This window comes from Pseudomonas sp. GW821-FHT12A04, from assembly GCF_058807755.1.
The window spans coordinates 69,910-82,441 of record NZ_JBXAQZ010000013.1 but is presented as its reverse complement, the minus strand read 5'-3'; the positions used below and the strand labels follow the sequence as shown (position 1 = coordinate 82,441).

At 60.8% G+C, this 12,532-nt stretch carries 10 protein-coding genes; 8 read left to right on the top strand and 2 right to left on the bottom strand.

Annotated elements, in window-relative coordinates:
- Window positions 1-280: 280 nt before the first annotated feature.
- Genes AC1RS8_RS20635 through AC1RS8_RS20625 form a run of 3 tightly spaced genes read left to right on the top strand, consistent with a single transcriptional unit; the run spans window position 281 to window position 5,180 of the window.
- Window positions 281-1,639 carry a TolC family outer membrane protein gene (locus AC1RS8_RS20635; RefSeq protein ID WP_057716654.1) on the top strand — a complete coding sequence of 453 codons (1,359 nt, stop codon included), beginning with the start codon at window positions 281-283 and terminating at the stop codon, window positions 1,637-1,639.
- A 16-nt stretch (window positions 1,640-1,655) separates the two neighbouring features.
- Window positions 1,656-3,815 (top strand): type I secretion system permease/ATPase, encoded by a 2,160-nt coding sequence (locus AC1RS8_RS20630; protein ID WP_489339984.1) that lies wholly within the window; start codon window positions 1,656-1,658, stop codon window positions 3,813-3,815.
- Between the two features lie 9 nt (window positions 3,816-3,824).
- Entirely contained in the window at window positions 3,825-5,180 is a 1,356-nt protein-coding gene (locus tag AC1RS8_RS20625; protein ID WP_407516790.1) for an HlyD family type I secretion periplasmic adaptor subunit, read from the top strand.
- 126 nt (window positions 5,181-5,306) lie between these two features.
- On the opposite strand, the gene AC1RS8_RS20620 is transcribed toward AC1RS8_RS20625, so the two are convergent.
- Window positions 5,307-5,903: a tRNA-uridine aminocarboxypropyltransferase gene (locus tag AC1RS8_RS20620; RefSeq protein ID WP_489339983.1), complete on the bottom strand. Its 597-nt coding sequence runs from the start codon at window positions 5,901-5,903 to the stop codon at window positions 5,307-5,309.
- 5 nt (window positions 5,904-5,908) lie between these two features.
- The gene (locus AC1RS8_RS20615; RefSeq protein ID WP_007972518.1) at window positions 5,909-6,802 is read right to left on the bottom strand and encodes a LysR family transcriptional regulator; all 894 of its coding nucleotides are present in this window, start codon (window positions 6,800-6,802) and stop codon (window positions 5,909-5,911) included.
- 351 nt (window positions 6,803-7,153) lie between these two features.
- On the opposite strand from AC1RS8_RS20615, the gene speB reads away from it, so the two are divergent.
- The 5 genes from speB (at window position 7,154) to AC1RS8_RS20590 (ending at window position 12,465) form a co-directional block, all read left to right on the top strand.
- A complete protein-coding gene (speB, locus tag AC1RS8_RS20610) occupies window positions 7,154-8,104 on the top strand; it encodes an agmatinase (RefSeq protein WP_007984912.1) in 951 nt (316 codons plus the stop codon).
- A gap of 9 nt (window positions 8,105-8,113) precedes the next feature.
- A complete protein-coding gene (locus AC1RS8_RS20605; protein WP_090453759.1) occupies window positions 8,114-8,536 on the top strand; it encodes a YybH family protein in 423 nt (140 codons plus the stop codon).
- A 55-nt stretch (window positions 8,537-8,591) separates the two neighbouring features.
- Complete coding sequence (locus AC1RS8_RS20600; RefSeq protein ID WP_489339982.1) at window positions 8,592-10,103, top strand: purine-cytosine permease family protein; 1,512 nt, start codon at window positions 8,592-8,594, stop codon at window positions 10,101-10,103.
- A gap of 172 nt (window positions 10,104-10,275) precedes the next feature.
- A complete protein-coding gene (locus AC1RS8_RS20595; RefSeq protein ID WP_057715959.1) occupies window positions 10,276-11,655 on the top strand; it encodes a sodium:solute symporter family protein in 1,380 nt (459 codons plus the stop codon).
- Window positions 11,656-11,739: 84 nt separating this feature from the next.
- Window positions 11,740-12,465 (top strand): MBL fold metallo-hydrolase, encoded by a 726-nt coding sequence (locus tag AC1RS8_RS20590; protein ID WP_489339981.1) that lies wholly within the window; start codon window positions 11,740-11,742, stop codon window positions 12,463-12,465.
- Window positions 12,466-12,532: the final 67 nt, after the last annotated feature.

Below are 12,532 nucleotides of genomic sequence, written 5' to 3'. Positions count from 1 at the left end.
CCAGCACTTCTCCGCTCTATTTCGATAAGTGGATTGGAACTTTCCTAAAACCCTGATGAGCGCCCTAGAGCCCATAAAACAAGGGCTTTCTAATTGAACAATGTGCTGGATTTTGCAGAGCGCATAAGTTTTTTTTGGCATATCCGTTATGAAAAAAATTTCTTGGCTACGCTCCAGAATGTTCTTAGCTCTTTTGTTAAAGATGTGAAACAACTTTACCGGTAAATTTCGTCAAATAATTGGCGACAGACAAGCACCATCAGGAATCAGGGAGATGTACATGCGCCTATTAACCCCCGTCTGCAGCGCGGTTCTTTTGGCCATGGCCTGCTCGTCCCAAGCGCAGGCCATAACGCTGACCGAAGCGATCCAGAGCACCATTGCGACCCACCCGGAACTGGCATCCCGGGTGGACAGCCGACTGTCGGCGGATGAGGACGTGAAGGTCGCCAAAGGGGGCTTTTATCCATCGGTTGATTTGAACGCCGCCTACGGGCGCGGGTACAGCGATAACACCAATACTCGGGCGTTCGGCAATCACCACACCGAAATTCTCAACTACACCCAGTCGGAATTGCGCCTGCGGCAAATGCTCTTCGACGGGTTCAACACTTCCAATGAGGTCGAACGCACCAAAGGCGTGGTCAACTCGCGAGCCTATTACGCTCAGGGTACGGCTCAGGATCTGGCCCTGCGCACCACCGAGGTTTACCTCGAAGTCCTCAAGCGCCGCGAACTGGTGACCCTGGCCAAGAACAACCTGCAAGCGCACTTGCGGGTCAACGACCAGATCGGCCTGCGCACCCAGCGCGGCGTGGGCAGCAACGCCGATGCCGACCAGTCCAGCGCTCGCCGGGCACTGGCGGAAAACAACCTCGACACCGCCGAAGTCGATTTGGCCGATGCCGAGTCGAACTTCTATGCCGTTGTGGGACGCATGCCCGATGAACTCGAAACCCCGCCGTCGATTCGCGGCGAAGTCCCCACTACCCTGCCCGAAGCCCAGCAGAGCATGGTGGAAAACAACCCTTACCTGAAATCCGCCCAGGCCGACGTGCAATCGGCCGAAAGCCAGTACGAAGTCGCCAAGTCGCCGTTCTACCCTCGCTTCGACGCCGAAGCGGCGGTGGGCGCGAACAACAACCTGCAGGGTGAGGAAGGTCACGACAACGAATGGCGGGTCGGCGTGGTGATGAACTACAACCTGTTCCGCGGCGGCAGCGACAAGGCGCGCCTGGCCTCCGACTCGCACAAGATCAACCAGGCCATGGACATCCGCAACAATGCCCTGCGCCAGCTCAACGAGAACATTCACCTGGCCTGGAACGCCATGGTCAACGCCAAGAAACAAACCCCGACCGCCCGTGAATACGCCGACACCAGTAAGCGCGTGCGCGTCGCCTACCAGGATCAGTTCGGCCTCGGCCAACGGACCCTGCTGGACCTGCTCGACAGTGAAAACGAGCTCTACAACGCCAACCGTCGCTACACCGAAGTGCGCTACACCGAAGAGTTCTCGATGTACCGTGTCCTGGCGAACATGGGCCAGTTGCTGAGCAAGCAACGGGTCGTACTGCCCGCCGACGCGATCGCCCAGACCGAAGTGAAAAACGAAGCTCGTCTACCTGACATGAAGTAGTGCACGGGAGGGTTCAATGACCAGCATGGAACCCGGCAACACCGGTGTCGATCCGCGCCTGAGCTTCGATGACCCGCTTCTGGACGGTCTGTTGATCCTCTGCAAACTCCACGGCGCGACGGTCAGTCGCGCCAGCCTCAGTGCCGGGCTCCCCATGGCACACCAACGCCTGAGCCTGGACCTGCTGCCCCGTGCAGCGGCCCGGGCCGGTTTGCAGGCGCGCTTGCTGCGCCGCGACCTCAAAGACATCTCCTCGCTCAACCTGCCCGTGCTGCTGCTGCTCAACAACGGCCGCACGGCTGTGCTGCGTCGTTATGGCGAGGACGGCAAGGTGCTGATCCTGCCCAGCGAAGCCGACGGCGGTGAACAATGGCTCAGCCCAGAGGAGCTGGGCGAACACTACAGTGGCCAGGCATTGTTTGCCCGGCCGCGTCACGAACTCGAAGACTTGCGATCGCCGCTGGTGCCTCGGGTCCAGGCCTGGTTTCGCGATACGCTGAAGCTGTCGAAATGGCTGTACAGCGATGCGATCCTGGCGAGCTTCCTGATCAACCTGCTGGGACTGATGGTGCCGCTGTTCGTGATGCAGACCTACGATCGCGTGGTGCCGAACCAGGCCACTTCGACCTTGTGGGTGCTGGCGATCGGTTTGCTGATCGGCACGGCTTTCGAACTGGTGCTGCGAGTTGTGCGCGCGCACTTGCTGGATACCGCCGGCAAGAAAACCGATGTGATCCTGTCGGCCACCCTGTTCGAGCGCATCACCGGCATGGCGATGAAAGCACGGCCGGCGACCATCGGTGGCTTCGCCCAAAGCATTCATGACTTCCAGGGCCTGCGGGAATTTCTCACCGCCGTGACCCTCACCAGCCTGATCGACCTGCCCTTCTGCCTGCTGATGCTGCTGGTGATCGGCCTGCTCGGTGGCTGGCTGGTGGTGATCCCGATGCTGGCGTTTCCCATCACCATCATCTTCGCCATGGTGATCCAGGTGCGCCTGCGCGATACCGTGCAAAAAAGCCTCAGCCTGGGCGCCGAACGCCAGGCACTGCTGATCGAAACCCTCAGCGGCCTGGAAACCCTCAAGGCCTGCAGCGCCGAAAGCGAACGCCAGCACAAATGGGAAAGCACCCACGGCGCCCTCACCCGCCTCGACAGCCACGCGCGCAACCTCTCGGCCCTGGCCACTAACGGCACGTTGTTCATCCAGCAACTGTCCGGCATGGCAATCATCGTCGCCGGGGTCTACAGCATCATCGCCGGCAACCTCAGCGTCGGAGCCCTGGTGGCCAGTTACATGCTCGGTAGCCGGGTACTTGCACCACTGGGTCAGATCGCCGGCCTGATCACCCGCTACCAGCAAGCGCAACTGACCATGAAAAGCACCGATGCGCTGATGGGTCTGCCCCAGGAGCGCGACGCCAGACAACGGCCACTGGAGCGCACCCAACTGCAAGGCGCACTGGATGTTGTCGGCGTAACCTTCCACTACAACGGCCAAAGTGCGCCTGCCCTGGCCAATGCCAGCTTCAGTGTGAAACCCGGCGAGCGCATCGGCATCATCGGCCGCAGCGGCTCAGGCAAAAGTACCCTGGCGCGACTGGTGATGGGCTTCTACGAACCGGATGAAGGACAGTTGCTGCTCGATGGTCTGGACCTGCGGCAACTGGACGTCGCCGACCTGCGCCATCAAATCGGTTACGTCGCCCACGACCTGCCGCTTTTGGCCGGCAGCCTGCGCGACAACCTGACCCTCGGCGCGCGCTATATCAGCGACTCACGCATGCTCGAAGTGGCAGAGATGACCGGCGTTACCGAACTGGCCCGGCAACACCCGCAAGGCTTCGACCGGCCCGTGGGTGAACGCGGGCAACTGTTGTCCGGCGGCCAGCGCCAGGCCGTATTGATGGCCCGGGCGATGTTGCTCGACCCGCCCATCATGCTGCTCGACGAACCCACCAGCGCCATGGACAACAGCAGCGAAGACGTCCTGCGGCAAAAACTTCACGGATGGGTCCAGGGCAAAACCATCCTGCTGGTGACCCACCGCACCTCGATGCTGAGCCTGGTGGACCGGCTGGTGGTACTGGACAACGGACGGATCGTCGCCGACGGTCCGAAAGACGCGGTCATCGATGCACTGCGCAAGGGCCGTGTCGGCTCTGCGGCCGTCTAGGAGTCGCCCATGTCTGCCGATCAAGGTTCCCGTGGCTACTTCGACAGTTTCAACAAAAGTGCCGAAACCGAGTACATGCCGGAAACCGCCGGCGCCTCCTTGCAGGACTCACCGCGCTGGTCGCGGATCACCGTGTGGCTGGCGGCCGCGCTGTTGGTCTGCGCACTGGTCTGGGCCAAATTCGCCGTGTTGCAGGAAGTGACCATGGGCGAAGGCAAGGCGATTCCGTCAAGCAAGGTCCAGGTGATCCAGAACCTGGAGGGCGGCATCGTCACTGAAATTTTCGTCCGTGAAGGACAGATGGTGAACAAGGGCGACACCTTGCTGCGCCTGGATGACACCCGCTACCTGTCGAACAAGGGCGAAAGCGAAGCCGATCGCTTTGCCTTGACCGCGCAGGTCGAACGGCTTTCGGCCGAAGCCGAAGGCCGGCCGTTCAAGCTGTCGGAAGAAGTGATCGCCAAAGCCCCGCAAGTGGCTGAAGACGAGCGTTCGTTGTACGAACAGCGGCAACGGCGACTGGCCAGCGAGCAGCGCACCCTGAGCGAACAACTTCGGCAAAAAACCCAGGAGTTAGCGGAGTTCCGCTCGAAACAGGGTCAATTCAGTTCAAGCCTGGCGTTGTTGCAACAAGAGATGAACATGTCCGCGCCGCTGGTGGGCACGGGGGCGGTGTCACCGGTGGAAATCCTGCGGCTCAAACGCAGCGCGGTGGAGATTCGCGGCTCATTGAACGCCACCACACTGGCGATTCCCCGGGCGGAATCGGCGATCAACGAAATCAAAAGCAAGATCGACGAGTCGGAGCAAACCTTCCGCTCGGAGGCCGCCAAAGAGCTGAACGAGAAACGCACTGACCTGTCGAAAATCACGGCCTCGAGCATCGCCATCGACGACCGCGTGACCCGCACCACCGTGGTCTCGCCAGTGCACGGCATCATCAAGGTGTTGAAGGTCAACACCATCGGCGGCGTGGTCCAGCCCGGCAGTGACATGGTGGAAATCGTGCCGCTGGAAGACAACTTGCTGATCGAAGCCAAGGTACGCCCACAGGACGTTGCATTCCTGCATCCGGGCCAGAAAGCCATGGTCAAGTTCAGTGCCTACGACTACACCATTTACGGCGGCCTGAGCGCCAAGCTGGAGTTGATCGGCGCTGACACCATCACCGACGACAAGGGCAACAGCTTCTATCTGATTCAGGTGCGTACCGACAAAAACCATTTGGGCGGGGATGTGAAACCGCTGCTGATCATCCCGGGGATGGTGGCGACGGTGGACATTATTACCGGGGAGAAAACGGTGCTGGATTATCTGCTCAAGCCGGTGTTGAAGGCGCGGACCGAGGCGATGCGGGAGCGGTAGGCAGTATCCCGAATCTGCATCGCGAGCAAGCTCGCTCCCACAGTGTCCGTGTCGTACACAAATCTGCGAACGCCACTGAACCTGTGGGAGCGAGCTTGCTCGCGATGAGGCCGGCAAGACCACCAATCATTGTTCAGAATGATTACGCTGGTAAACCTCCTCCCCCATCGCCGCAATCTGCCCCTCGATCAACGCTTCGAATGGCCTTAACAACGGCGCAAACGAAGTCGGCGCCTCAAGAGTTTCCAGCGCCTGCACAATCGCCTCCACCGTCGACAACGCCCCCGGTCCCGGTGCCTTGCGCAACCGATAGCGGGACACACCGCCCTCGGCCAGCGTCACCCTCGGCAACGCCGCCAGCAGCGGATTGAGGTGCAGCATCTTGCGTGCCTTGCGCCAGGTACCGTCCGGGACCACCAGCAGCAAGGGTTCGTCTGTCGCGGCACAAGCCTGCATCGGTTGGGCATCTTCGCCGGGAAACAGCAACCGCGCCCGATATCCCGGCTGATTCAACAGCGCTGGCAAATCCTCAAACACCTCGCCGACGATCAACTCGGCATTCGTCAACCCAAGCGCCGCCAGACGCGCGGTGTTCAACGCATGATTCACTTCGCTCGGATGCTGCAACAACAGCACCCGGGTGCGGCTGTCGAGGCTGGGAATCAGCGGGCACAGGCAATGAGTTTGCGGGCGCAGACAACGCTGACATTGGATTCTGGACATCGTCTCTACGCCTGATTCAGTTGGGCTTTAAGCAAGTCGCGGAATGTCTGGATCAGCGGCTCGCGGCTACGGCCCCGTCGCACGATCATCGAGAACGGCGCTTGATAACCGAAGGTCGCCGGCAGCAGCACCCGCAAGTCACCCTTGTCGGCCCAGGCCTGGGCGTAATGCTCCGGCAGGTAACCGATGTAGGCGCCGGACAGCACCAAGATCAACTGGGCCTCCATACTTTCTACCGTCGCGGCACTGTGCTTGAAACCGTGGCGCGCCAGTTCGGCCTGGCTCCAGTAGCCACGACCGACCATGCGCTGCTGGGTGATGACTTGCTCGGGAATGCGCCGCTCGTTGAACAGCGGATGCCGCGTGCTGCAATACAACCAGTGTTGTTCACGGTACAGCGGCATGTACACCAGGCCGCTCATGCGCGTGGAAAACGCACCGATGGCCAGGTCGAGACGGTTGTCCTGCACGCCGAGTTGCAATTCGTAAGGGCTCATCACCGACAGGTGCAAGTGCACGGCCGGGTGTTCCTGGCTGTAGGCACCGATGGCTTCGGCGAACGGCAGGGCCTTGTCGCTGACGGTGGAGTCGATCACCCCCAGGTTCAAGGTACCGCGCAATTCGCCCTTGAGGGCGGCGGCGTACTGCTCGAAGCCTTCGAGTTCGCCCAACAGACGCAGGGTTTCCTGATGGAACAGCTCACCCTTGCTGGTCAGGCTGAAACCGCCACGGCCGCGATGGCACAGCACCAGGCCAAGGGCTGCTTCGAGCTGGCTCATGTAGGTGCTGATGGCCGACGTCGAGAGATTGAGCTCCTGCTGGGCGTTGGCGAACCCCTGATGGCGCACCACGCTGACGAAGATGCGCAATAGTTTCAGGTCGGGTAAAGCGTTGGCCATGGAAATGCTCCGATCTCGGGGTGACGCGCAATGCTCGATTCAATGCAAATCCTTGTGGGAGCGAGCTTGCTCGCGATGAGGGCGTAACAGCCAACATCAATGTTGACTGACCCACCGCTATCGCGAGCAAGCTCGCTCCCACCAGGCTTGTTCCCGGCATTGGGTTTTGCGTATGGGGTGAAGTCTAACGCCGCCACTTCCATTAGTTTAGAAAAATCTGAACTAAGTATTTGCCCGTAGCGATTCTTCCCGGCCACTACATTTCGCAGAATCGGCGCCACAAGGTGCGCCCGTCCCTTCCGTGAACGGCGCAACCGACATAAATAAAACAACGACGATGAGGCCCTACCCGTGGACAAGATTCTTCACCAACCACTGGGCGGCAACGAAATGCCGCGCTTCGGCGGCATCGCCACCATGATGCGACTCCCCCATTTGAATACCGCTGCCGGCCTGGACGCTGCCTTCGTAGGCGTGCCCCTGGACATCGGTACCTCCCTGCGCCCCGGCACCCGCTTCGGGCCTCGCGAAATCCGCGCTGAATCGGTAATGATTCGCCCGTACAACATGGCCACCGGTGCTGCGCCGTTCGACTCGCTGTCGGTTGCCGACATTGGCGACATCGCGATCAACACCTTCAACCTGCTGGATGCCGTACGGATCATTGAAGAGTCCTACGACAACATCCTCGAACACGACGTGATCCCGCTGACCCTGGGCGGCGACCACACCATCACCCTGCCGATCCTGCGTGCCATCCATAAAAAGCACGGCAAGGTCGGCCTGGTGCACATCGATGCCCACGCCGATGTGAACGATCACATGTTCGGCGAGAAAATCGCCCACGGCACCACCTTCCGTCGCGCCGTTGAAGAAGGCCTGCTGGACCCGGACCGTGTCGTGCAGATCGGCCTGCGCGCCCAGGGCTACACCGCTGACGACTTCAACTGGAGCCGCAACCAGGGTTTCCGTGTGGTTCAGGCTGAAGAGTGCTGGCACAAATCGCTGGAGCCCTTGATGGCTGAAGTCCGCGAAAAAGTCGGCGGCGGTCCTGTTTACCTGAGCTTCGACATCGACGGCATCGACCCGGCTTGGGCACCTGGTACCGGCACCCCGGAAATCGGCGGTCTGACGACCATTCAGGCGATCGAGATCGTTCGTGGCTGCCAAGGCCTCGACCTGGTCGGTTGCGATTTGGTAGAAGTCTCGCCCGCTTACGACACCACCGGCAACACCTCGCTGCTGGCCGCCAACCTGCTGTACGAAATGCTCTGCGTACTGCCTGGCGTAGTCCACCGCTGAGGATCGGTCATGAGCGAACGTGATCAGGTTCTCAAGGCCGCCGCCGATCTGGTGTCCGCTTTTGCCCGTAACGATCGCGAAGCCTACTTCGGCGCGTTCAGCGCCGATGCCAGCTTCGTCTTCTACACCCTCGAACAGCCCCTGCTGTCGCGCGACGCCTATCAGGCGTTGTGGGACGGCTGGCGCTCTGAGGATGGCTTCGAGGTGCTCTCGTGCACTTCAAGCAACGCTTTCGTCAGCCTGCAGGGGGACGTGGCGATTTTCATCCATGACGTGGCCACCGAGTTGCGCATGCAAGGGGAGCAACACTTCAGCCAGGAGCGCGAGACGATTGTTTTCAAGAAACAAGCGTCTGGCCAAGAACAACAAGGCCTATGGCTGGCCTGCCACGAACATTTATCCGCGATGCCGGAAGGGCTGCCACCCCCTTAGCCAACACAGGTGACGCTCACGCACGATGAGCGCGCCTTTATGATCGGAGCTGATCATGAATAACAAAAACAACGAAAAAAGCCTTAGCAGCATCGAAACAAACGGGGTCGAACAGATCCCGGACAATGAGCGTGACGCCAAGCCCAGCGATCTGTTTCGCCTGATCTTCGGCGGCGCCAACACCTTTGCCACCGCCGTGCTCGGCAGTTTCCCGGTGCTGTTCGGCCTGTCCTTTCAGGCTGGCGTCTGGGCGATTGTGCTGGGCGTGGTACTCGGTGCGCTGATCCTGGCGCCGATGGGCCTGTTCGGCCCCATCAACGGCACCAACAACGCCGTCTCTTCCGGTGCGCACTTCGGCGTGCACGGGCGAATCGTCGGTTCGTTCCTGTCGCTGCTGACCGCTATCGCGTTTTTCTCGCTCTCCGTCTGGAGTTCGGGCGATGCGCTGGTGGGCGGTGCCAAACGCCTGATCGATCTACCGGAAACCGATCTGACCCTGGGCCTGGCCTACGGTCTGTTCGCGCTGCTGGTATTGACCGTGTGCATCTATGGTTTCCGCTTCATGCTGTGGGTCAACCGCATTGCGGTGTGGGCAGCCAGCCTGCTGTTCCTGCTGGGCGTTTTCGCTTTCGCCCCTGCATTCGACAGTCAGTACGCCGGCACCGTAGCCATGGGCCAGGCCGGATTCTGGGCTGCGTTCATCGGGGCAGCATTGGTGGCCATGAGCAACCCGATCTCCTTCGGTGCGTTCCTCGGTGACTGGTCGCGCTACATCCCCCGTGATACGCCCAAAGGCCGGATCATGGTGTCGGTGATTGCCGCGCAACTCGCCACGCTGATTCCGTTCCTGTTCGGCCTCGTCACCGCCACTATCGTAGCGGTCAAGGCACCGGACTACATCGCGGCCAACAACTATGTCGGCGGTCTGCTGGCGGTATCGCCGAGCTGGTTCTTCCTGCCGGTGTGCCTGATCGCGGTCATCGGCGGCATGTCCACCGGCACCACTTCGCTGTACGGCACAGGCCTGGACATGTCCAGCGTGTTCCCTCGGGTGCTGTCGCGGGTCAAGGCCACGTTGCTGATCGGTGTGATGTCGATTGCCTTTATCTTCATCGGGCGCTTCGCGGCCAACCTGGTGCAGAGCGTGTCGACCTTCGCCGTGCTGATCATCACCTGCACCACCCCGTGGATGGTGATCATGATCATCGGCCTGCTGGTGCGTCGCGGCTTCTACTGCCCGGATGACCTGCAAGTGTTCACCCGTGGCGAGAAAGGTGGCCGCTACTGGTTCACCCACGGCTGGAACTGGCGTGGCCTCGGTGCCTGGATCCCGAGCGCGGCCGTTGGCCTGTGCTTCGTGAACCTGCCGGGTCAGTTTGTCGGGCCGCTGGGCGAAATGGCGGGTGGTATCGACATCAGCCTGCCGGTGACCCTGGGCCTGGCCTCGCTGGTGTACCTGATTCTGCTGAGCCTGTTCCCGGAGTCGAGCGCAGTGTTCGGTCCGAACGACCCTCGCAGCAAGAACACGGATTCGCTCGCTAAACCGGCGATGCGTCAAGCCGCCTGATTCAACGCACTACCTGTGGTCAACACATTACCTGTGGGAGCGTGGCATGCCCGCGATGAACGATAACGCGGTCTGCCTGGCGGACCGCGGCGCTCCCTTCGCAGGCAAGCAACGCTCCCACAGGGATTGATTTTCAGCCTCACATAAAAAAGACAATCGGAGACACGCCACAATGGCTTTGGATTTATTCGTCGTACTCATCTACGCCGCCGCGATGCTGATACTCGGCTACTACGGCATGCGCAAGGCCAAGACCAACGAAGACTTTTTGGTCGCTGGTCGTAACCTCGGCCCAAGCCTGTACATGGGCACCATGGCTGCCACCGTCCTGGGCGGTGCGTCCACCGTGGGCACCGTGCGTCTGGGCTACGTGCATGGCATCTCCGGCTTCTGGCTGTGTGCCGCACTGGGTTGCGGGATCGTGGCGCTGAACCTGTTCCTCGCCAAACCGCTGCTGAAACTGAAGATCTACACCGTTACCCAGGTCCTGGAAAAACGCTACAACCCGATGGCCCGCTCCGCGAGCGCGGTGATCATGCTGGCCTACGCGCTGATGATCGGCGTGACCTCGATCCTGGCAATCGGCACCGTGCTGCAAGTGCTGTTCGGCCTGCCGTTCTGGATCTCGGTCCTGCTCGGCGGTGGCGTCGTGGTGATCTACTCGGCCATTGGCGGCATGTGGTCCCTGACCCTGACCGACATCGTTCAGTTCGTGATCAAGACTGTCGGCCTGATGTTCATCCTGTTGCCGATCTGCCTGTACCGCGTTGGCGGTTGGGATGAGTTGGTAATGAAACTGCCGGCGGCGAGCTTCAGCTTCACCACCATCGGCTGGGACACCATCATCACCTACTTCATGATCTACTTCTTCGGCATCCTGATCGGTCAGGACATCTGGCAACGGGTGTTCACCGTCAAGACCGCCAAAGTGGCTCAGGTTGCCGGTACCGCTGCCGGTATCTACTGCATCCTCTACGGCCTGGCCTGCGCCCTGATCGGCATGGCTGCACACGTACTGATCCCGGATCTCGACAACGTCAACAACGCCTTCGCTGCGATCGTGAAACTGTCCCTGCCGGACGGTATCCGTGGTCTGGTGATCGCTGCCGCACTGGCCGCCATGATGTCCACCGCCAGCGCCGGCCTGCTGGCCGCCGCCACCACCCTGACCGAAGACCTGCTGCCGAAACTGCGTGGCGGTAAACAGTCGAGCCTGGCGATCAACCGCCTGTTCACCCTGTTGACCGGCATCGTGGTACTGGGCATCGCTCTGATCGTGAACGACGTGATCAGCGCCCTGACCCTGGCCTACAACCTGTTGGTAGGCGGCATGCTGATCCCGCTGATGGGTGCGATCTTCTGGAAACGCGCTACCACCGCCGGCGCTATCGCCAGCATGGGCATGGGCTTCGCCACCGCGCTGCTGTTCATGTTCAAGGACGGTCTGGACGCCAACACCCCGATCTACTACAGCCTCGGTGTAGGCCTGGTGAGTTTCGTGGTGGTGAGCTTGATGTCCCGCCGCACGGCAGCAGTGGCCAGCGCTGCCTAAGCTGAACATAACGACTTGATGCTTTCTTCGACGAGTGTGGCGTCGGTTGCCACACTCGTTTTTTTTCGTCTGGAGAAAACGTTCATGAAGATTGTTTCTCGTGACCAGTGGTTCGAGGTGAAATCGCTCAGCGACGGCATCCGCCTGATCCACGAGCCATACATCCGGCCTTTCTACCGCTGCAACCTCTGGTACATCCAGGGCCGTGACAAAGACCTGCTGCTGGACAGCGGCTCGGGCCTGGTCAGCCTGCGCGAGCAACTGCCGTGGATCACCGAACGGCCGCTGGTGGCTGTTGCCAGCCACTGCCATTTCGATCACATCGCCGGTCATCACGAATTCGCTGAACGGCTGGTGCATCCGGCCGAGGCGGACATTCTCGCGGCACCCGATGGCAACAACGACCTGAGCAAAGCCTTTGTCGGCGACGACATGTTCGAGGCGCACCCGGATTGCCCGCTGTGCTACGCCGAATACCGGGTCAAGGCCGCACCGGCCACGGGGTTTGTCGAAGATGGCGATGTGCTGGACCTGGGCAATCGGGTGTTGCAGGTCGTGCACACACCGGGACACTCGCCCGGTGGCATCTGCCTGTACGAAGCCGCCACAGAGACCTTGTTCAGCGGCGACATCATCTACGACGGTCCGCTAATCGAAGACGCCTACCACTCCAATCTCGATGACTACGCCCGCAGCCTGCAACGTTTGCACACGCTATCGATCCGCACAGTGCATGGCGGGCACTTCGGCAGTTTTTCCGGGGAGCATTTGAGTAGCATGATCGACCAATGGCAGCGCTCACACGGCTAAAGCCTGCTGTACTCAACGGCAGGAACTGCATCGGCAGGGAGAACTGCACCCACCTCGTCGAAGAACG

Bases quoted from the DNA above. Each gene is read 5' to 3' on its own strand.
- AC1RS8_RS20635 (WP_057716654.1), top strand. From the start codon at position 281: ATGCGCCTATTAACCCCCGTCTGCAGCGCGGTTCTTTTGGCCATGGCC.
- AC1RS8_RS20630 (WP_489339984.1), top strand. From the start codon at position 1,656: ATGACCAGCATGGAACCCGGCAACACCGGTGTCGATCCGCGCCTGAGC.
- AC1RS8_RS20625 (WP_407516790.1), top strand. From the start codon at position 3,825: ATGTCTGCCGATCAAGGTTCCCGTGGCTACTTCGACAGTTTCAACAAA.
- AC1RS8_RS20620 (WP_489339983.1), bottom strand. From the start codon at position 5,903: ATGTCCAGAATCCAATGTCAGCGTTGTCTGCGCCCGCAAACTCATTGC.
- AC1RS8_RS20615 (WP_007972518.1), bottom strand. From the start codon at position 6,802: ATGGCCAACGCTTTACCCGACCTGAAACTATTGCGCATCTTCGTCAGC.
- AC1RS8_RS20605 (WP_090453759.1), top strand. From the start codon at position 8,114: ATGAGCGAACGTGATCAGGTTCTCAAGGCCGCCGCCGATCTGGTGTCC.
- AC1RS8_RS20600 (WP_489339982.1), top strand. From the start codon at position 8,592: ATGAATAACAAAAACAACGAAAAAAGCCTTAGCAGCATCGAAACAAAC.
- AC1RS8_RS20595 (WP_057715959.1), top strand. From the start codon at position 10,276: ATGGCTTTGGATTTATTCGTCGTACTCATCTACGCCGCCGCGATGCTG.
- AC1RS8_RS20590 (WP_489339981.1), top strand. From the start codon at position 11,740: ATGAAGATTGTTTCTCGTGACCAGTGGTTCGAGGTGAAATCGCTCAGC.